12 protein-coding genes are annotated in these 20,832 nt (G+C 62.3%); 5 read left to right on the forward strand and 7 right to left on the reverse strand.

The features are described from left to right. Positions 1-40 precede the first annotated feature (40 nt). Complete coding sequence (locus tag P0D96_RS10845; RefSeq protein WP_408175840.1) at positions 41-2,149, reverse strand: M3 family metallopeptidase; 2,109 nt, start codon at positions 2,147-2,149, stop codon at positions 41-43. A 324-nt stretch (positions 2,150-2,473) separates the two neighbouring features. On the opposite strand from P0D96_RS10845, the gene P0D96_RS10850 reads away from it, so the two are divergent. Further along, complete coding sequence (locus P0D96_RS10850; RefSeq protein WP_408175841.1) at positions 2,474-3,589, forward strand: acyltransferase family protein; 1,116 nt, start codon at positions 2,474-2,476, stop codon at positions 3,587-3,589. A 241-nt stretch (positions 3,590-3,830) separates the two neighbouring features. Here the strand turns inward: P0D96_RS10850 and folD are convergent, their stop codons facing one another. From folD to fixL, 5 genes are all read right to left on the reverse strand, one after another. Continuing rightward, on the reverse strand, positions 3,831-4,691 hold the full coding sequence (gene folD / locus P0D96_RS10855) for a bifunctional methylenetetrahydrofolate dehydrogenase/methenyltetrahydrofolate cyclohydrolase FolD (protein WP_408313374.1): 861 nt from the start codon (positions 4,689-4,691) through the stop codon (positions 3,831-3,833). A gap of 352 nt (positions 4,692-5,043) precedes the next feature. Beyond that, positions 5,044-5,985, reverse strand: coding sequence for a DUF2950 domain-containing protein (locus P0D96_RS10860; protein WP_408313375.1), 942 nt, complete (start codon positions 5,983-5,985; stop codon positions 5,044-5,046). A 20-nt stretch (positions 5,986-6,005) separates the two neighbouring features. Continuing rightward, entirely contained in the window at positions 6,006-7,394 is a 1,389-nt protein-coding gene (locus tag P0D96_RS10865; protein WP_408313468.1) for a DUF3300 domain-containing protein, read from the reverse strand. Positions 7,395-7,962: 568 nt separating this feature from the next. Continuing rightward, entirely contained in the window at positions 7,963-8,607 is a 645-nt protein-coding gene (gene fixJ / locus P0D96_RS10870; protein ID WP_006051254.1) for an oxygen response regulator transcription factor FixJ, read from the reverse strand. Continuing rightward, positions 8,604-11,120: an oxygen sensor histidine kinase FixL gene (gene fixL / locus P0D96_RS10875; RefSeq protein WP_132376838.1), complete on the reverse strand. Its 2,517-nt coding sequence runs from the start codon at positions 11,118-11,120 to the stop codon at positions 8,604-8,606. Before fixL ends, fixJ begins: the two co-directional genes overlap by 4 nt. A gap of 275 nt (positions 11,121-11,395) precedes the next feature. Between fixL and aceE the strand changes: the two genes are divergently transcribed. The 3 genes from aceE (at position 11,396) to lpdA (ending at position 17,887) form a co-directional block, all read left to right on the forward strand. Next, entirely contained in the window at positions 11,396-14,092 is a 2,697-nt protein-coding gene (gene aceE, locus P0D96_RS10880; protein WP_132373818.1) for a pyruvate dehydrogenase (acetyl-transferring), homodimeric type, read from the forward strand. Positions 14,093-14,178: 86 nt separating this feature from the next. Next, positions 14,179-15,828, forward strand: coding sequence for a dihydrolipoyllysine-residue acetyltransferase (gene aceF / locus P0D96_RS10885; RefSeq protein WP_408175845.1), 1,650 nt, complete (start codon positions 14,179-14,181; stop codon positions 15,826-15,828). A gap of 262 nt (positions 15,829-16,090) precedes the next feature. Further along, positions 16,091-17,887, forward strand: coding sequence for a dihydrolipoyl dehydrogenase (gene lpdA, locus P0D96_RS10890; protein ID WP_408313377.1), 1,797 nt, complete (start codon positions 16,091-16,093; stop codon positions 17,885-17,887). Between the two features lie 358 nt (positions 17,888-18,245). On the opposite strand, the gene P0D96_RS10895 is transcribed toward lpdA, so the two are convergent. Further along, a complete protein-coding gene (locus P0D96_RS10895) occupies positions 18,246-18,818 on the reverse strand; it encodes a phasin family protein (RefSeq protein WP_095418901.1) in 573 nt (190 codons plus the stop codon). Between the two features lie 772 nt (positions 18,819-19,590). Here P0D96_RS10895 and pbpG point away from each other — a divergent pair. Then, a complete protein-coding gene (gene pbpG, locus P0D96_RS10900) occupies positions 19,591-20,775 on the forward strand; it encodes a D-alanyl-D-alanine endopeptidase (RefSeq protein ID WP_408175847.1) in 1,185 nt (394 codons plus the stop codon). Positions 20,776-20,832 lie beyond the last annotated feature (57 nt).

Genomic DNA, 20,832 nt, shown 5'->3' on the forward strand with positions numbered 1-20,832 from the left:
TATCGGCGCGAAGCAAAGCGCCGACGCTTGCCTCAACCCATCAATGCGCCGCGCCCGGCGACATGCCATTGTGGCGCAGCAATGCGTCGATATTCGGCTCGCGGCCGCGGAACGCCTTGAACGACTCCATTGCCGGACGGCTGCCGCCCACTTCCAGAATCTCCTTGCGATAGCGCATGCCGGTCGCCTGATCGAGCACGCTGCCGCTCGCCGCTTGCGCCGCTTCTTCGAATGCCGCGTAGGCATCCGCGGAGAGCACTTCAGCCCACTTGTAGCTGTAGTAGCCCGCCGCGTAACCGCCCGCGAAAATATGGCTGAACGTATTCGGCCAACGCGAGAACGGTGCCTGCGGCACGACATGGAAGCGCTCGTTGATTTCGCTCGCGAGTTCGGTGGCGTTCTTCGTGCCCGAAGCATCGAAGCCGGTATGCAGTTGCATGTCGAACATCGAGAACACGATCTGGCGCAGCGTGCCCAATCCGCTCTGGAAGTTCTTCGCGGCGAGCATCTTGTCGAACAGATCGCGCGGCAACGGCTTGGCCGTTTCGACGTGCGAGGTCATGTCGCTCAGCACGTCCCACTCCCAGCAGAAGTTCTCCATGAATTGCGACGGCAGTTCGACCGCGTCCCACTCGACGCCGTTGATGCCCGACACGCCCAGTTCATCGACACGCGTGAGCATGTGATGCAGACCGTGGCCGAACTCGTGGAACAGCGTGATGACTTCGTCGTGCGTGAAGCAGGCGGGCTTGCCGCCGACCGGCGCCGAGAAGTTGCAGGTCAGATACGCGACCGGCGTTTGCACGCTGCCGTGCGTGTGCTTGTGACGGCCGCGTGCATCGTCCATCCAGGCGCCGCCGCGTTTGCCTTCGCGCGCATACAGATCGAGGTAGAACTGCGCGACGAGGCCGCCGTCCTGATTCTCGACGCGGAAAAAGCGCACGTCCGGATGCCACACGGCCGCGTCGTCGCGACGGATACGCACGCCGAAGAGCGTTTCAGTGACCTTGAACAGACCCTTGAACACGGCGTCTTCCGGGAAGTACTGTTTGACTTCGTTCTCAGAGAACGAGTAGCGCTTCTGACGCAGACGCTCCGCGGCAAACGTCATGTCCCATGGTTGCAACTCGCTCATGCCGAGTTCGTTTGCGGCGAATTCGCGCAGTTCCTTCCAGTCCTGCTCGGCATGCGGACGCGCACGCGTGGCGAGGTCTTCGAGGAAGCTCATCACCTGAGCAGGAGACTCGGCCATTTTCGGCGCGAGCGAGACTTCGGCGAAGTTGTTGAAGCCGAGCATGTGCGCTTCTTCGGCGCGTAGTTTCAACTGGTCGGCGAGCACCGCGGTGTTGTCCCACTCGGGCCTGCCGTTGCCGTATTGCGAGCCGAGTTCCGAGGCACGCGTGACATACGCGCGATACATCGCTTCGCGCATCGGACGATTTTCCGAGTACTGCATCACCGGGAAATACGACGGGAAGTGCAGCGTGAACTTGTAGCCGGTTTTGCCTTCGCGTTCGGCCGCTTCCTTCGCGGCTTCGACAACATCTTCCGGCAGGCCGACCAATTGCGCTTCATCGCCGGCTTCGACGACATAGGCATAGGCGTTGGTCGCATCGAGCACGTGATCGGAAAACGCTTTCGAGAGCGCCGCCTGGCGTTCCTGCAATTCGGCGAAATGCGGCTTCTGGTCCTCCGGCAATTCCGCGCCGGACAGGCGGAAATCGCGCAGCGCGTTGCCGAGGATCTTCTTGCGCTCGTCGGTCAGCGAGGCGAAATCGCTGCTCGCGTTCAACGCCTTGTACTTCTCGTACAGCGCGAGATTCTGTCCGACGCTCGACCAGAATTCGGTGACGCGCGGCAGATTTTCGCCATACACGGCGCGCAACTCGGGCGTATCGGCGACGGCGTTCAGATGGCCGACCACGCTCCAGGCGCGCGACAGCGGTTCGGTGGCGCGCTCGACTGGTTCGACCACGTCGGCCCACGAAGCGGGGGTGATCGGCTGGGCAGCGCGTTCGACGGCGGCGGCCGCATCGGCGAGCAGCACATCGAGGGCTGGCGTGACGTGTTCGGGGCGGATTTCGCCAAAGCGCGGCAGGTCGGAGAAATCGAGGAGCGGATTGTCGTGATTCGAGGCGGTAGTGGACATGAGGCTTCCTGTCTGACGCGGGTGAACGGGTAATCGGTGCATCGACGGGCGTCCCACAAGGGGACTTCCTTCGGAGCGCGTGCAATGACGCCCCATAACGGCCGATACAGACATTATTGGGGCAGGGCGCGCCGATTCCAATCCGTCGGCAGACAAATTATCAGATGTCGCGGCCTTGTGCGCGTGCCGGATAGGCCGGGCGGCGCCGCGCGCGGCAATAACGCGCCGCTGTGCTTTGTGCGAAAGCGCACGGTCCCGATTGCTGCTATGCGGCAAGGTGGAGCGTCGCTACCGGTCAGCGGCGTTTTTTGCAAAGAGGTATCAATGAATCCGCTTTCGGACGCTCTATCGCACAAGGGCAACAATTTTGATCTCGTGCGACTGCTGGCCGCCATTGCCGTCGTGTATGGCCATTCGTACGTGCTCCAGGCTCCCGACGGCAGCACCGATTGGGTCCAGAACGCGCTGGGTTTCGACGGTTTCGGCGCGCTGGGCGTCTACGCCTTCTTCCTGCTGAGCGGCATGCTGGTGACCGCCAGTTTCGACCGGCAACGCTCGGTGCCGCGCTTCGCCGTGTTGCGCATCGCGCGCCTGTGGCCGGCGGTGGCGGCCGGGTCGCTGGTGACGGTGTTCATCGTCGGTCCGCTCTTTACGACGCTGACGCTGCGCGAGTATTTTGCCTCCGGCATGACTTGGGCCAACCTCGACAACTTCTCGACCATCGTGCGGTCGGCCGGCTGGGCGCTGCCCGGCGTGTTCGAGCACAACCGCTATCCCGTCGACATCTGTGGACCGCTCTGGACGCTGCCGGTCGAAGTGCGCTGCTATCTGCTCGTGCTCGTGACCGGCATGGTGGGTTTGCTGTCCAACTCGCGTGGCGTGGTGCTCGCGGCCGCGCTCGGCTGCGCCACATTCATGCTGAACGTGGATCACGCGCATTGGCAGATCGGCTTGCGCGATTTCAGCGAAACGCCCGACGGCTATTCGTTCTGGCCGCAGCCGTTTTTCATGCTGGGCATGCTGCTGTATGGCTGGCGTGAGCGGATCGACATCAACGGCTTGGCGGCGCTGGCGTTCGCGATGGTGTTCCTGGTGTTCCGCGACACCGCCGGCGCGCAGCCGCTGTTCTATCTGGCCTTCGTGTACGGCGTGCTGTGGGTGGGGACGACACCGCTTCTGCGGCGCTTCGTGCCGCGTCATGATTACTCGTACGGCATCTATCTGTACGGCTTCATGGTGCAGCAATGCGTCGCGAACATCGCGCCGCAGTTGAGCCATGTGGCGGCGGTGTCGATTGCCGCGCCGTTTATTCTTTTGTGCGCGGCGCTGTCGTGGCACTTCGTGGAACGGCCGGTGCTGAAGTGGTGCCGCGGGCGTCTCGCGCGGCCGTCGACGCAGGTAGCCGCGGGCATGCCGGCTGGCGATCAGGCGGTGCGCTGAGATGTGCTGAGTATGAGGTCCGCGGGCGGTGCCGATTGACTTGGAGAGTTTGGCAAGACGCCGCCAGGGCCGCTAGGTCCTGAAGCCGGCGAAGGTGCTTCGCCCGCGTTCAGGCGATCGAGCTGAGCGCTGAGAAGTGTGGCACGCGTTCGGCGCCGATGGATGTCGATGCCCCGGCGCGACGCCAGGGCCGTCAAGTCCCGAAGCCGGCGAAGATGCTCCGCTGGCTTTCTCCCGCCGTTTACGCGTTCGCTGCCGCTTCGCGCTCGGCGGCTTCGATCGTGTTGACGAGCAGCATGGTGATGGTCATCGGGCCGACGCCGCCCGGCACCGGCGTGATGTAGCCCGCCACTTCCTTGACGCCCGCAAAATCCACGTCGCCGCACAGCTTGCCGGCTTCGTCGCGATTCATGCCGACGTCGATCACCGCCGCGCCCGGTTTCACCATCTGCGCCGTGAGGATGTTGCGCAAGCCGGTGGCGGCGACCACCACGTCGGCGTTGCGCGTATGAGCGGCCAGGTCGCGCGTCTTGCTGTGGCAGATCGTGACGGTCGCGCCCGCTTCGAGCAGCAGCAGCGCCATCGGCTTGCCGACGATGTTCGAGCGGCCGATCACCACCGCGTTCGCGCCTTGCAGCGGAATCTCGTAGGCGGCGAGCATTTTCATGACGCCGTACGGCGTGCACGGGCGGAACAGCGGCCGGCCAGTCATCAGCGCGCCGGCGTTGGCAACGTGAAAGCCGTCGACGTCCTTTTCCGGCGCAATCGCTTCGATCACCTTGTGGCTGTCGATATGCGGCGGCAGCGGCAGTTGCACCAGAATGCCGTGAATGCGCGGGTCGCGGTTCAGTTCGTCGATGCGTGCGAGCAGCTCGGCTTCCGGCAGGTCGGCCGGATAACGGTCGAACGACGAGCCGAGGCCGTTGTCGTTACACGCCTTCACTTTGTTGCGCACGTAGACTTCGCTGGCCGGATTGTCGCCGACCAGCACCACCGCGAGGCCCGGCTGATGGCCGCGAGCGGTGAGGGCGGCGGCGCGCGCGGCGACGTCGGCGCGCAGGGTCTTGGAAAGGGCTAGGCCGTCGATCAGTTTGGCAGTCATGGTCGGGTCGAGATGGGCAGTTTGGAAAGCGGGGCAGGGCGCAGACGCTTGTGCGTGCCGCGCGCGATGGCGCTTTTCAACGGGAATGGGTCGGCACGTGAAAAGCGCGCGGCGCGAATCGGGGTTAAGCAGCGCTGCAAAGTGCGACATTATACCGGCCCTGCCAGGTGCGCCGCGTACGGATTCCAGGCTGTGCGGCAGCGCTACGGATGTCGGCCGCGCTTGCCTCACGTGGTGGGACGGATGCCCGGTTCGAACGGTGGCGGCAGCGGGTGCGCCGCCAGGCGCGTGTTCGGGGTCGCGCCTGCCACCTGGTGCGGCGGGCGGAGGCAAAGCTGTCAAACGCGACTTGCTATGGCTGGACCGCCTGCCAACCCGCGCCTGGCTCGAACGATGTGATCGCCGCCGCCGCGCGTGCGGTTCGCGGCCCGAGGTTCTTCTGATACACCTGTCCGTCCTGATTAACGATGAAACTCATCACGCCGGTCTTGCCATAGTCGGCCGGCGATGCGATCAGTCCGAACCCCTTGCTCAGCACGCCATTGTCGACGTAGTTCCGCGCGCCACCCTTCGCGTGAGCCCCTTGTGCCGTGAGAATGCGGAAGTGATAGCCGTGATACGCCTCTTCAGGCTGCGTGCCGTCGGGCATCGTGGCAGCGAGCGGCCCAAGCGGACTTTCCGCTTCGCCGGGCGCCGTCGTCCAGTACAGGCCGTCGTGCTGTCCCGGCGTACTGACGAAGCGCTGTGCATAGTGCTGGGTCAGGTTGCGATAGTCGTACTGCGCATCGAGGTAGGCGAGCGAGGTCAGGATCGCGGCGTGTTCATTGCGGCCGATGCGCCGTGTCAGCATCTCGTCGCGTCCCGCCGGCGGATCGAAACGCCAGCCGGTGCCCGACTGCACGAGCGGAATCGGCAGGGTCCAGCCACTGTAGCCGACCGTCAGATGCGCGGTGGCGCGCCCCTTGTCCATGACGGGGTCCTCGACGATCTGATGGTTTTTCGACCATTCGCCGAGGAACTGATAGATGTCATCCTCGCCGATGCCTTCGGTTGGAATGAAGCGATGAAAATCGCCGCCGAGCACGCGCTTGAGGGCATCGTCGTCGTTGCGGGCGAGGGCTTCGACGAAGGCATTGGCGGCGTCGTCCGCGCTGGGATAGATCGCCTGGGCATGAGCGGGGATCGCGCTGATTAGCAGCGCCGGCGCCAGCAGCAGTGCGCCGGTGCTGCCGAGCGCGATAGCAAGTATCAGGACCTGGGCACGCAGCCTGCCCCGAGAGAATGGACGCATCATCAGACTTCTCCTTTTTCTGTTCAACGGTTGCGGCCGAAGTGATGTTCACCTGCTCCGCCGCTGCCTAGGCCGCCACCGCCACCGCCCAAGCCGCCGCCCACACCGGCGGTACCGCCGTTACGCTGGACACCGCCGCTGTTCGCGCCGGGACTTCCGCTCATGTGTTGCTGGCCGCCGCCATTGGCGACGAGACCTTCGCTTGTGCGCTGCAGGCCGCTGGCATTTGCGCCGGTCGTGCCGCCCGCATGCTGCTGACCACCGCGTCCGGCGAGCGCATCACGGCTTGCCTGGCCGCGTTGCGTGTCCTGCCGCGCGGCTTTGCCGTCGCCGGCACCGCGCAGCGCGTTGTCGCGATTGACGTTCTGCGCGCGGTTCTGCAACTTGGGGTTCGCCGTGCCGCCGTGATGAATGCCTTGCACACGCTGGCTCGCGCTGCCACCCAGATTCTGGCCAGTGCGGTTTTGCAGCGTCTGCTGCGCCCGGGCGCGGGCGTCGTCGCGGCCGCGATACACATCGCGCTGCGCGCCGCCGCCGCCGTTATTGTTCAAGCCGCGATTGACATTCGTGTTGCCGACGTTGCGATTGACGTTGGTGTTGCGGTTCCAGTTCGTCGTGCTGCCATTCACGTTGATCCGGTTGTTCACATTGATAGTGTTGTACCGGTTCACGTTGATGTTGACGTCATGCGAATTCCAGTCGAAGCCGCCCCACAGCGCGTTCGCCACCGCGACGCCGGTGCCGAACGCGAGGCCCGCGACGAAACTGGTGCCGATCACATAACCAGGCGGCGGCGGTACATACACCGGCGGATACGCGGGATAAGGCCACACGCCGTAGACCACGGTCGGGTTGTAGGTCGGCACGTACACCACTTGCGGATTGGCGGGCACGATCTGAATCGTGCTCTGTTCGACCACGACCGTTTGCTGCGACGTCGTCTTCAGATTGCCCGCCGCCTGTGCCTGCCTGCGCAGACGCTGCACGGAGTCCATCACGTCGTTGGGCTGGGCGAGAAACGCGCTACCGAGTTGCGTCACCCAATCCGCTTTCGAGGCCATGGTGGCGAGCACCTGCGGGAAGGCAACGAGCGACTGCACGCTCGGATCCCACGGCTCGGACGCGACAGCCTTGACGGCGCTGTCGCCTTGCAGCGTCGAGTTGACTCTGGACCATATGGCCGCCGCCTGCACGTCTTGCGGAAACGTCGAGGCCATCAGCACCTGGGCGAGCAGGGCGTCCGGATAAAGGGCAATCGGCGCGGCCAGCGAATCGAGTTGCTGATTCGACATTTTCGCGGTGCCTTGCGCATGGACGAAGTCCGGCGCGGCAAGTCCGACGAATAGCGGCGCTCCCGCAAGAACGGCGCAAACAAGCATCACACGCGAGCGGTGTGCTCCGGATCGTTTCACGATGAATTCCTCCCGGTGGGGTTTATACGACGAGATGTCGGTGCGCAGCACGGGCTGCGTCGCTTCGCCGCGATGGAATACGGCGAGGAAATGGCGAGTCGGGCCGGTGTCCGGTGGGTGGTCGGACGGCTCGATCGGCACGGCACGATGCCGCGTAAAGGCGCTCGAACCGCTCCAATTGTTTCGCATCACCAGGCGATGCCGCATGCGGCGTTTCGCAGCAAGTCACTCCCGCGTCGATCGTCGCATCGGCGCTGTCTGCTAAGGAGTTCTGCGTAAATTAAGGGGCGCGTCCGAATCCGTCAATCTTGTCTGAGGAAAGAACCTGTTGCGGATTAGCGTAAGTAATTGCTGAGCAATGCATATTATTTTGCACGCGCGGGGTGCGTCGAAATCACGCGCTTCGTCGTGATTGCCGTGCGATAGAGGGGAGGGAAATGAGGAGGGAAAAAGAGGACGAAACAGGCCGGACTCTTCTATAGTCCGGCCGTTGGCACGCAGTCACTTCTGGTGTGGCGGCGCTTACCCCAAAGGGCCCTCCTTCGGGGTAAGCGCCGCCGTGCGAGGCTTATTGCGCCGGTTGCGGCTTGTTCGACAGCGCCAGTCGCAGCAGATCGGCGACCGTGTTGACGTTGAGCTTTTCCATGATGTTCGCGCGGTGCGCTTCGACCGTCTTGATGCTGATGCCGAGGTCGTCGGCGATCTGCTTGTTCAGGCGGCCGGCGATGATGCGCTCGAGCACCTGATGCTCACGCGCGGTCAGCTTGCCGAGACGTTCTGCCGCGGCGCGCTGCTGCTGCACGCTGGTGCTTTCGCTGCGCGCCTTGTCGAGCATGCGCTCGACCAGCTTGCGCAACTCGGCTTCGTCGAACGGCTTTTCGATGAAGTCCATCGCGCCTTTTTTCATCGTGGACACGGCCATCGGCACATCGCCGTGGCCCGTCACGAAAATGATCGGCAGCGATGCGTTGTCGGCGATCAGGCGTTCCTGCAACTCGAGCCCGCTCATGCCGGACATCCGCACATCGAGAATCAGGCACGCGATCTGGCCCGGATGCTGATGCGGCTGCCATGCGTCGATGAACTGCTCGGCGCTGGAGAAGCATTGCACGCGGTAGCCGTTCGCCTCCAGCAGCCAGCGCAGCGAATCTCGCACGGCCTCGTCGTCATCGACGACAAAGACAGTTTCCTGTGTGGTGACTGGGCTGTTCATAGCTCTCCCGTAACGGTTTGTGGTGTCGGCGCCTGTGTCCCGCCGTTGCTCGGGCCATCAGGCTCTCCAATAGGCAGACTGCAATGGAACGTGGCGCCTGTGATGTGGCCGTCAGATTCGACGTTGTTGACCACCCACAGACGGCCGCGGTGCGATTCGATAATCGAACGGCAAATGTTCAGCCCCATGCCCATACCATCGGACTTGGTGCTGTAAAACGGTTCGAACAGCCGCTCGGCTGTCGCTTCGTCGACGCCGGGTCCCTGGTCGACGACGCTGATGCAGACAAACCCGCTCTCCAGCCGCACGACCACGCGGATCACCGGATCGACCGCATTCGGACGGGCTTCGGCCATCGCTTCGGCGGCGTTCTTCAGCAGGTTGACCAGCACCTGCTCGATCAGCACCGGGTCGACGTAGATCACCGGCAGGCGCGAGCGCAGATCCGTGACGATGCGAATGCGGCGCTTGCGCGCCTCGATTTCGGCCAGACCCACGGCGTCGGCGACGATATCGGCCACGCGCGTGGCTTGCCGCTTCGGCTCGCTGCGCTTCACGAACTCGCGGATGCGCTTGATGATCATGCCCGCGCGCACCGCCTGCTGGGCGGTCTTTTCGAGCACTGGCAGCAGATTGTCAGGTGTCGTCCGACCGGATTTAACCAGTGCCACGGTTCCGGAGCAATAGTTATTGATCGCGGCGAGCGGTTGGTTCAGTTCGTGCGCGAGCGACGAGGCCATTTCGCCCATCGTCATCAGACGGCTGGTGAACTGCAGCTTCTCGTCTTGCTGGCGCGATAGTTCCTGGGCCTGCTTGCGAGTCGTGATGTCGGTTGCGATCTGCATCTGCGCGAGGTGGCCGTCCACCCACTGAATGTACTGGCGGCGCACTTCGAACCACTTCTGGATACTTTGCACGTAGATTTCCTGCGCATCGGCGGTGCTTTCGGTCAACGCGGCGGCGGGTAGGCCGGCGTAGGTATCCACCATATCGATCGAATCGGACGACGCCTGTGCGCTATCGAACCCGCCGCCCGCCAATTCCAGATGACCGTCCGGGCGAATGCCGAACAGATGCCGGTAATAGCGGTTGGCGAACAGGAGTTCGGCTTCGTCCGCGGCCAGCACGGAGACGGCGGCGTCGAGACTTTCGAGCACCGTGGTGAAGCGTTCGTGCGCGGCGGCGAGTTCTTCGCGCGCGCGCTTCGGCTCGGTGATGTCGGTCATCGACGACATCCAGCCGGTCTGGCGGCCCGAACTGTCGATCAGCGGCGACACGTACAGACGCGCATGGAACAGCGAGCCATCCTTGCGGCGTACCCGTAATTCGAAGCCGGAAGAGGGCGCCTTGCCGCGCAGCGTCATGTCGAGCTGGCGCTGCATTTCGGGGTAAGCGTCGCGCGGCCAGTAGGCGAACGGCGCGTTCTTGCCGACCAGATCGCTTTCGTCCCAGCCGGTCATGCGGCAAAACGCCGGATTGACGTGGGTGATGCGCCCATGCATGTCGAGCACGCGCATGCCGATCAGCACGGAGTTTTCCATCGCGCGACGGAAGAACGCTTCGGCGTACAGCGCCTGCTGCGCCTCGAAGCGTTGGCGCGTGTGTTTCCACAGGCTCCACAGGCTCCACAACACGAAACAGGAGAGACCCGCCACCAGCCATACCAGCGTGTTGTTGGTGAAGTTGGTCATCTGCGGGAACGCGTAGACGCGCACCGAGACACCTTGGCCCGGCGGGTCGAGCGGCAGATCGTAGAACATGTCGCGCGGCAGGCGCGGGCGGGTCGACGTGGTGGTCAACTCGCGGTTGTTCACGTCGATGATCGAGATTTTGTACTTGGCGGACAGCTCAGGCGGAATGTCGTGCTTGAGGATGCCTTCCACCGAGAAGACGGCGGCGATCGTGCCGAGGAAGTCGCGGTCGCGGAACACCGGCGTTTGCAGCGTGATGTAGCCGTTGCCGAGGTCGTCGTAGATGAGCGGCGAATACACCTGGCGGCGCGTGTTGCGCGCCTCGGCGAAGGCCGCTTTGACGGCTTCGTCCATCTGCGTGTCGTTCGGCTTGGCCAGACGCTGGCCGAACACCGGCAGCGCGGTATTGGGCCAGCGCGGCTGCTGCTGGCTCGTGTACCAGTTCATGTAGAGGATCTCGGGATGCCCCTGCATGATGTCCGTGGTGGACACCTGGAACGAATGCGGATCGGCGTGGCCGGCGACCAGATCGCGCGCGAGCGCCTGGATCTGCTCCTGCGCGCCGGTCATGGACAGGCGGATCTGCTGCTGCGCCCACGCGACATTACGGTAAAGCGTGTCTTCCTGCTGTTGCTGTTCGCGCCGGTTCAGGCTCCACAAAATCAGACTCATGACGACCAGGAAGACCAGGATCGACAGGAGCGGCGTGAGCAAATAGGAATTGGACCACCACGGTCCGTGGTGCCAGCGGGAGGACGGCGTCGAATCCGCGGGCGAACCGGCGGTGCGCGCCGAGCGTGCGAAAAGCCGTTCGGTCAACATGCGTGGCATTGTAGCGCAGCGTGAAGCTAGCAAATGGCGCAAAAAAGCGCGGAAAGGACCATTAATCGGCGCAAACTAGCCAACGTATCCGTCGATCGGCAGTCAAATCAGGTTGCGCCGCAACAATTTTTCGCATTATGAGATTCGATCTCGTAATTCGAAAATTTTGTTGCGTGGACGTCGGGACCCTTATTACAATCGGCCGAAGCTGCCGCGGCCGTGCTTCGTCCGCGTCGTCTGTTCAAAGAGCGTTCCTCTACATCCAGGAGACGAGCATGTCCGCTGTACCCGACGAAGTCATGAAATATGTCGCTGCTGAAAAAGACGACGATCCCCAGGAAACCGGCGAATGGCTTGAAGCGCTGGATGGCGTGATTTCTGCTGTGGGCCCAGATCGCGCTCACTACCTGATCGAGAAACAGATTGAATTCGCCCGCGTGCATGGCGAACATTTGCCGTTCTCGGCCAACACGCCTTACATCAATACGATCCCGGTTTCGCGTCAGGCGAAGATCCCCGGCGATCAGGACATCGAACACCGTATCCGCTCGTACACGCGCTGGAACGCCATCGCGATGGTGCTGCGCGCCGGCAAGGACACCAACGTCGGCGGCCACATCGCCTCGTTCGCTTCCGCCGCCACGTTGTACGACGTCGGCTACAACCACTTCTGGCATGCGCCGTCGGCCGAACATGGCGGCGATCTCGTGTTCGTGCAGGGCCACTCGTCGCCGGGCGTCTACTCGCGCGCGTTCCTGCTGGGCCGTCTGACCGAGAACCAGCTCGACAACTTCCGTCAGGAAGTGGGCGGCGAGGGCATCTCGTCGTACCCGCACCCGTGGCTGATGCCGGACTTCTGGCAATTCCCGACCGTCTCGATGGGCCTCGGCCCGATCATGGCGATCTATCAGGCGCGCTTCATGAAGTACATGCAGGCGCGCGGCATTGCGAAGACCGACGGCCGCAAGGTCTGGGCCTTCCTCGGCGACGGCGAAACGGATGAGCCGGAATCGCTCGGTGCGATCGGCATGGCCGGCCGCGAACGGCTCGACAACCTCGTGTTCGTGATCAACTGCAACCTGCAGCGCCTCGACGGTCCGGTGCGCGGTAACGGCAAGATCATCCAGGAACTGGAAAGCGAATTCCGCGGCGCCGGCTGGAACGTCATCAAGGTCATCTGGGGTAGCCGCTGGGACGCGCTGTTCCAACGCGACAAGTCGGGCGCGCTGATGCGCCGCATGATGGATGTGGTCGACGGCGAGTACCAGACGTACAAGTCGGAGTCGGGCGCGTATGTGCGCGAACACTTCTTCAACACGCCGGAACTGAAGGCGCTGGTCGCCGAATGGTCCGACGAGGAAATCTGGAATCTGAACCGCGGCGGCCACGATCCGCACAAGATCTACGCAGCGTTCCAGGAAGCGTCGAATTCGCAGGGCCAGCCGACCGTCATTCTCGCGAAGACGATCAAGGGCTACGGCATGGGCGAAGCCGGCCAGGCGATGAACATCACCCACCAGCAGAAGAAGCTGCACGTGGATCAGCTGAAGAAATTCCGCGACCAGTTCCGCCTGCCGATCGCCGACGAAGACCTCGTCAACGTGCCGTACCTCAAGTTCGAAGAAGGTTCGAAGGAACTGGAGTACATGCGTGCTCGCCGTCAGGACCTCGGCGGCTATCTGCCGGCGCGTCGCCAGAAGGCCGAGTCGCTGCCGGTGCCGGAACTGTCGGCATTCGAGCCGCTGTTGAAGGGCACGGGCGAAGGCCGCGAGATCTCCACGACCATGGCGTTCGTGCGGATCCTGAACATCCTGCTGAAAGACAAGGCGCTGGGCAAGCGCATCGTGCCGATCGTGCCGGACGAGTCGCGTACCTTCGGTATGGAAGGTTTGTTCCGCCAGATCGGTATCTGGAATCAGGAAGGCCAGAAGTACGTGCCGGAAGATTCCGACCAGTTGATGTTCTACCGTGAGTCGGAAACCGGTCAGATTCTGCAGGAGGGCATCAACGAAGCCGGTGGTATGGCCGACTGGATCGCAGCCGCGACGTCTTACTCGACGCACGGCGAGATCATGATTCCGTTCTACATCTTCTACTCGATGTTCGGCTTCCAGCGCATCGGCGATCTGGCATGGGCGGCGGGCGACATGCGTTCGCGCGGCTTCCTGCTGGGTGGCACGGCCGGCCGCACGACGCTGAACGGCGAAGGCCTGCAACACGAAGACGGCCACTCGCTGCTGTGGGCGGCTTCGGTGCCGAACTGCATCAGCTACGATCCGACGTTCGGTTACGAACTCGCGGTCATCATGCAGGACGGCCTGCGCCGCATGGTCGCGGATCAGGAAGACGTGTACTACTACGTCACGGTGATGAACGAGAACTACGAGCACCCGGCGATTCCGCAGGGCGAATCTGTAGCGGCCGACATCATCAAGGGCATGTACTCGTTCCGTAAGGCCGAAGCCGACAAGAAGGCGCCGCGCGTGCAACTGATGGGCGCGGGCACGATCTTCAACGAAGTGATCGCCGCCGCCGATCTGCTGAAGAACGACTGGGGTGTCGCCGCCGATCTGTGGAGCGTGCCGAGCTTCACCGAACTGGCTCGCGAAGGCCACGAAGTGCAGCGCTGGAACCTGCTGCACCCTACCGAAGAAAAGAAGCTCTCGCACGTCGAGAAGCTGCTCAAGGACGCACAAGGTCCGGTCATCGCCTCGACCGACTATGTGCGCGCGCTGACCGAACAGATCCGCGCGTTCGTGCCGCAGAAGTTCGTCGTGCTGGGCACGGATGGCTACGGCCGTTCGGACACGCGCGAAAAGCTGCGCCACTTCTTCGAAGTCGACCGCTACTGGGTCACGGTTGCCGCGTTGAATGCACTCGCAGATGAAGGCACGATCGAACGCAAGGTAGTCGCCGAGGCGCTCAAGAAGTACAACCTTGATCCCGCCAAACCCAACCCGATGACCGTCTAAGGCATCATTCCCCGTGTGCCATGGCGTGCGCGCCCGCCCCTGATCGCCAGGGGCAGGCCGCGTGCGCGGCCCAGGAGACACTAACAATGAGTCAAGCGATCGAAGTCAAGGTGCCGGACATCGGCGATTACAAGGACATTCCTGTGATCGAGGTGCTGGTGAAGGCGGGTGACACCGTCGAAAAAGAGCAATCGCTCGTTACGCTGGAATCCGACAAGGCGACCATGGACGTGCCGAGCTCGGCCGCCGGCGTCGTCAAGGAAGTGAAGGTCAAGGTCGGCGACAACGTGTCGGAAGGTTCGCTGATCGTCGTGCTGGAAGGTGCGGAAGGCGGCGCGGCCGCACCGGCTCCGGCGCCTGCCGCCGCACCGGCTCCGGCACCTTCGGCCGCACCCGCGGCCGCGCCGGCGCCTGCCGCCAGCGGTGGCGGTGGTCTGCAGGAAGTCAAAGTGCCGGATATCGGCGACTACAAAGACATTCCCGTGATCGAAGTCGCGGTGAAGGTCGGCGATCGCGTCGAGAAAGAGCAGTCGCTGGTGACGCTCGAATCCGATAAGGCGACCATGGACGTGCCGAGCTCGGCTGCCGGCATCGTCAAGGAACTGAAGGTCAAGGTCGGCGATACCGTGTCGGAAGGCTCGGTGATCGTGGTCGTGGAAGCGGAAGGCGGCGCGGCTGCGCCGGCTCCGGCTCCCAGGCAGGAGGTCGAGAAGCCGTCCGATGCGCCGGCTGCACCGTCGCCGGCTCCGGCGGCTCCGTCGGCGCTCGCTCAGGCACCGGTGATTCCGGCCGGCGAAGGCGGCGCGCGCCATGCGAGCCATGCATCGCCGTCCGTGCGCAAGTTCGCGCGCGAACTCGGCGTCGACGTGACGCAGGTGCAGGGCACGGGTCCGAAGGGCCGCATTACGCAAGCCGACGTGACTGCCTTCATCAAGGGCGTCATGACCGGCCAGCGTGCCGCGCCGGCTGGCGCTGCTGCACCGGCTGCCGCGGGTGGCGGCGAGTTGAATCTGCTGCCGTGGCCAAAGGTCGACTTCACGAAGTTCGGTCCGATCGATCCGAAACCGCTGTCGCGTATCAAGAAAATTTCGGGCGCGAATCTGCATCGCAACTGGGTCATGATTCCGCACGTCACGAACAACGACGAAGCGGATATCACCGATCTCGAAGCGCTGCGCGTGCAGTTGAACAAGGAAAACGAAAAGGCCGGTGTGAAGATCACCATGCTGGCTTTCGTGATCAAGGCCGTGGTTTCCGCCCTGAAGCAGTTCCCGACGTTCAACGCCAGCCTCGACGGCGATAACCTGGTGTTCAAGCAGTACTTCCATATCGGCTTTGCGGCTGATACGCCGAACGGTCTGGTCGTTCCTGTCATTCGCGATGCGGATAAGAAAGGTTTGATCGAGATCGCCAAGGAAATGGCGGATCTGTCGAAGGCAGCGCGCGATGGCAAGCTCAAGCCGGATCAGATGCAAGGTGGGTGCTTCTCGATTTCTTCTTTGGGTGGCATTGGTGGCACGAACTTCACGCCGATTATCAATGCGCCTGAAGTCGCCATTCTCGGGTTGTCGCGTGGTGCGATGAAGCCGGTTTGGGACGGCAAGCAGTTTGTGCCGCGTCTGATCTTGCCGCTTTCTTTGTCGTATGACCATCGTGTGATTGATGGTGCTGCAGCGGCGCGGTTCAATGCGTATCTTGGGGCGCTTCTTGCCGATTTCCGGCGTGTGATTCTTTGATGTGGTGGTTGCGCGGGGCGCGGGTTTCTTTTTGTTTGTGATCCGCGTCTCTCTGTAGAACCTGATTTCTTGTCGGTCTATTAGCGTCGCCCCTGTGCGGGGCGGCACCTACTTTTCTTTGTCTTCCAAAGAAAAGTAGGCAAAAGAAAGGCGCGTCCTTGGGCGGACTGCAAAGGATGATTCTGTTCGCCGCGCTGCCAGCTTTTGGGCTGCTTTTTTGAGGTTCTTCCTTCATCACGATCAATAAGAGAAGGGGACACTAATGAGTCTCGTCGAAGTAAAAGTGCCGGATATCGGTGACTTCAAGGATGTCGATGTCATCGAAGTCAATATCAAAGCGGGCGACGTCATCGAGAACGAACAGGCGCTGATGACGCTCGAGTCCGATAAGGCCTCCATCGAAGTGCCGAGCGATACCGCCGGCACGGTCAAGGAAGTCCGCGTCAAAGCCGGCGACAAAGTCTCGCAAGGCACGGTGATCGCGCTCGTCGAAACATCGGCGGACGCGGCTCCCGCGAAAGATGCACCGAAGGCTCCGGCCAAGGAACCTGAGAAAGCGCCCGCTCAAGCGGAAGCAAAACCGCAGGCGGCGGCTCCGGCCAAGGCGGCTGCGCCCGCTCCGCAAGCGGGCAGCTTCTCCGGCAACGCGGATATCGAGTGCGACATGCTCGTGCTCGGTTCGGGCCCCGGCGGCTATTCGGCGGCGTTCCGTTCTGCTGACCTGGGTATGAAGACGGTGTTGGTCGAACGTTACTCGACGCTCGGCGGCGTATGTCTGAACGTCGGCTGTATTCCGTCGAAGGCGCTGTTGCACACAGCGCTGGTGATGGACGAAGCCGAAGCGCTCGGCTCGCACGGCATCACGTTCGGCAAGCCGCAAATCGATCTCGACAAGCTGCGCGACTTCAAGTCGGGCGTCGTCAAGAAGCTCACCGGCGGTCTCGCCGGCATGGCGAAGATGCGCAAGGTCGAAGTCGTGACGGGCACGGGTTCGTTCGTCGATCCGCATCATATGGAAGTGCAGGTCGAGGGCGGCAAGAAGGTCGTCAAGTTCAAGCAGGCGATCATCGCCGCGGGCTCGGAAGCGGTGAAGCTGCCGTTCATTCCCGAAGATCCGCGTGTGGTCGATTCGACCGGTGCGCTCGAACTGCGGCAGATTCCGCAACGCATGCTGGTGGTCGGCGGTGGCATCATCGGGCTGGAAATGGCCACGGTGTACGCCACGCTCGGCGCGCAGATCGACGTGGTCGAAATGCTCGACGGCCTGATGGCCGGCGCGGACCGCGATCTGGTCAAGGTCTGGGAGAAGTACAACAGCAAGCGTTTCGCCAACGTCATGCTGAAGACCAAGACCACGGCGGCCGAAGCGAAAGACGACGGCATCTATGTGTCGTTCGAAGGCGAGAAGGCCCCGGCCGAAGCGCAACGTTACGACCTCGTACTGGTTGCCGTCGGTCGTTCGCCGAACGGCAAGAAGATCGGCGCGGACAAGGCCGGCGTTGCGGTGACGGATCGCGGCTTCATCGACGTGGACAAGCAGATGCGCACCAACGTGCAGCACATCTTCGCGATCGGCGATATCGTCGGTCAGCCGATGCTGGCGCACAAAGCCGTGCATGAAGCTCACGTCGCCGCCGAAGTCGCACACGGCGAAAAGGCATACTTCGACGCGCTGCAGATTCCGTCGGTGGCTTACACCGATCCGGAAGTGGCCTGGGCCGGCAAGACGGAAGACCAGTTGAAGGCCGAGGGCATCAAGTATGGCAAGGCGGTGTTCCCGTGGGCCGCTTCGGGCCGCGCAATCGCCAACGGCCGCGACGAAGGCTTCACCAAGCTGCTGTTCGACGAGGAAACGCATCGCGTGATCGGCGGAGGGATTGTCGGTCTGAACGCGGGCGACCTGATCAGCGAAGTCTGTCTCGCGGTCGAAATGGGTGCGGACGCAACGGATATCGGCAAGACGATTCACCCGCATCCGACGCTCGGCGAATCGATCGGCATGGCCGCCGAGTTGTACGAAGGCGTCTGTACCGACCTGCCGCCGCAGAAAAAGAAGTAAGGCGATTCGGTCCGTCTGCATTCGTGCAGGCGGATTCGATGATGCAAATAAAAACGGCGCGCCCCGCAAAGGGCGCGCCGTTTTTTTCTTTGGGCAGCAGAGTAGGGCGGTTGCCGCGCGACGACGGCGTCATCAATACATGCTGAACGACTCGGGCGACGGCGAAAAAGCGTCGGGTAAAAAAATCCCGGCCTTTCGCCGGGCAAACGATACGCCGTTCAACGTATCGGAGCGTTCGGCCAATTAACACCGTGTGAGCGGCAACGACACGACGCTGTTGCTTGCGGTAACGCCGGCACAGCGTTTGAGCTGTGCCGGCGTTGGGTGATGCCTGCAGAGTGATGCTTGAGACTGAAGCTTAGACTGCCTTCTTGGCCGAGCGCGATGCTTGTGCGGCGGCTTGCGAAGCTGCCTTCGATGCGGCCGTTGCAGCTGCATTGAAGTTGCTTTCAGCGATTTCGACAGCTTGCTTCGTTGCCTTGTGAACCGTTTCGTACGTGGTGTTAGCGGCGGTGATAGCCGACTTCATCACGGCGACAGCGGTTTCCGAACCAGCCGGTGCATTCTTGGCGACGTTTTCGACGAGCGATTGGACCTTGCGGTTTTGCTCTTCGAATTGCGCTTCCGCGACGCGGGTGAATTCACCTTGCGTTGCCGAAACGATCTCATACACGTGGCGACCGTACGACAACGCCTTTTCAGCCACCGGCTGTGCAAGGCTTGCTTGCAGAGCCAGCAATTCTTGCGCGTCCTTGACCGACAGGGCGCGTTGAGCATTTTCCTGACTTTCCGCGAGCGTCGATTTCACGACTTGCAGGTTCAGCTCAACCAGCTTTTCGACGCCTTCGAATGCTTTGGTCGTCAGGCCGAACAACGTTTCAAAGTTGGCTTTCTGGGCTGCGGCGAATTGCTCAGGGGTCAGCAGAGTCATGGTTTACGCTCCTGGATCGCGGTCTGTCTGTGCGGACCGCATTGGGTGAATGGTGAGACACATGGTGCGTCCCGCCGGACCGCGATGTATTGTGCATCGCAGCAATGGTTCCCATTTTAGGATGGTTACAAAGAATGTCAAGCGCTTTTTGTGCGTCGCACAATATTAAGAAACTACTGATAAAACATAGTGTTATGCGATCGGCATGACATCCTTATGACGCAGGTCGATTTAACCGCCGCACCGCGCCGGTGCCTAATCATGCTGTATTTATTACTGAATTGTAAGGTCAATTTGACCGACAAACGCGGGCTAAGTGGGGACGCTAACATCCGGCAATTGTTAAAAAAGTCTTCGGCGGTCGATTTGGTGTAAACCGGAAAGTGTCACGGAACGTTAATGTTTCATGCTGGTCGAATGCGCGTTGCAGTCTGCAGCAGGCGTTTAACAACCTCGCTGCAGCGACTGCTGCCGCGTGCTGTTGCACTGGCAGTTTGACCGCCCGTGCTCTGACCGTATTTCCCCTGATCAAGGTTGTCTCGAAATTGCCGTTATGCTGGAAGAATCACCTCGATTCCGGCGTATGGCGGCAGCGGCGAGGCGTAACGTGCCGGCGATCGTTTTTTTCGATCGATGCACGGCACTTATTCGTGTTTTTGCGATCGGAGCTTACAAGCCGGTTTAAGGAGCGCGTATAAGTGCTTCAAATTGCTAATTTTTCGTTGTTTTACTACACTTGCGGAAACCTCTCGCCGCTCCCTACCGAACACCCATGAAAACCGACATGTTTTCGTCGCTAAAAGTGATCCACGGCGCGGCCCGCAGCACCGCTCTGTCGGTGGCCGCCTCCATGGTCATCGCGGCGGCGTTCGCCACGCCCGTGAGCGCTTTTGCCGCCACGCCCGATGCACCTGCAAAAACCTCCAAACACGCCAAAGCGGCCAAGAAGCCGGCTGCCGCTCCTGAAAAGGTGTCGGGCAAGGCCTCGAAAGCGACCAAAGGCGCGGCCGCAAAAACCGTAGCCGCTGACGACGACGCGCCGCGCGCGGGCGTCAAGCGCAAGCGCGTGACGTACACGTCGAACGGCCGTCACCACTCGGTGGTGCGCCGCATCGCGTACGAACCGCGTCAGCCGAGCGTCGGCCAGGCTTTCGGTCTGCACGAAACGCCGGACGCGCTCATGCTGCGCTCGAGCGTCGCCTACGTGATCGATCAGAACTCGGGCGAGTCGCTGTTCGACAAGAACTCGCGCGCCGTGGTGCCGATCGCGTCGATCACCAAGCTGATGACCGCGATGGTGGTGCTCGACTCGAAAGAGCCGATGACCGACCAGATCGAAGTCACGGACGAAGACCGAGACTACGAAAAGAACACCGGCTCGCGTCTGTCGGTGGGCTCGGTGCTCTCGCGTGAAGACATGCTGCATATCGCGCTGATGGCATCGGAAAATCGCGCGGCCGCGGCGCTGTCGCGTTATTTCCCGGGCGGCCGTCCGGCGTTCCTCGCGGCCATGAACGCGAAGGCCAAGCAACTCGGCATGACCGACACGCACTTTGAAAACCCCACGGGTTTGACGAGCCAGAACGTGTCGAGCGCGCGCGACCTCGTGAAGATGGTCAACGCGGCGTATCAGTATCCGGTGATCCGCAGGTTCTCGACCGATCACAGCTACGAGGTGTACACCGGCAAGCGCTCGCTGGCGTACAACAGCACCAATGCGCTGGTGCGTAACCCGACGTGGGATATCGGTCTGCAAAAGACCGGCTTTATCAACGAAGCGGGTGAGTGCCTCGTGATGCAGGCGACCATTCACGGCCGTCCGATGATCATGGTGTTGCTCGACTCGTCGGGTAAGTACTCGCGGTTCGCGGACGCTACGCGTCTGCGCACGTGGCTGGATAACGGCGGCGGCGAGGCGCGGATTACTAGTGCGGACGCCAGCGGTCCGGGTACCTGAAGCGTTTGCTCGGTGGCCGGTTTCCGGACCGGCCGCATGAAAACAAAAAGCCTCGCA

This window comes from Paraburkholderia sp. RL17-347-BIC-D (assembly GCF_046027915.1).
Lineage (GTDB): Bacteria > Pseudomonadota > Gammaproteobacteria > Burkholderiales > Burkholderiaceae > Paraburkholderia.

What these genes read in the sequence shown, in the direction of transcription:
- aceF (WP_408175845.1), top strand. Translation starts at nt 14,179, where the DNA reads ATGAGTCAAGCGATCGAAGTCAAGGTGCCGGACATCGGCGATTACAAG.
- folD (WP_408313374.1), bottom strand. Translation starts at nt 4,691, where the DNA reads ATGACTGCCAAACTGATCGACGGCCTAGCCCTTTCCAAGACCCTGCGC.
- lpdA (WP_408313377.1), top strand. Translation starts at nt 16,091, where the DNA reads ATGAGTCTCGTCGAAGTAAAAGTGCCGGATATCGGTGACTTCAAGGAT.
- P0D96_RS10850 (WP_408175841.1), top strand. Translation starts at nt 2,474, where the DNA reads ATGAATCCGCTTTCGGACGCTCTATCGCACAAGGGCAACAATTTTGAT.
- fixL (WP_132376838.1), bottom strand. Translation starts at nt 11,120, where the DNA reads ATGTTGACCGAACGGCTTTTCGCACGCTCGGCGCGCACCGCCGGTTCG.
- fixJ (WP_006051254.1), bottom strand. Translation starts at nt 8,607, where the DNA reads ATGAACAGCCCAGTCACCACACAGGAAACTGTCTTTGTCGTCGATGAC.
- pbpG (WP_408175847.1), top strand. Translation starts at nt 19,591, where the DNA reads ATGAAAACCGACATGTTTTCGTCGCTAAAAGTGATCCACGGCGCGGCC.
- P0D96_RS10895 (WP_095418901.1), bottom strand. Translation starts at nt 18,818, where the DNA reads ATGACTCTGCTGACCCCTGAGCAATTCGCCGCAGCCCAGAAAGCCAAC.
- P0D96_RS10845 (WP_408175840.1), bottom strand. Translation starts at nt 2,149, where the DNA reads ATGTCCACTACCGCCTCGAATCACGACAATCCGCTCCTCGATTTCTCC.
- P0D96_RS10860 (WP_408313375.1), bottom strand. Translation starts at nt 5,985, where the DNA reads ATGATGCGTCCATTCTCTCGGGGCAGGCTGCGTGCCCAGGTCCTGATA.
- aceE (WP_132373818.1), top strand. Translation starts at nt 11,396, where the DNA reads ATGTCCGCTGTACCCGACGAAGTCATGAAATATGTCGCTGCTGAAAAA.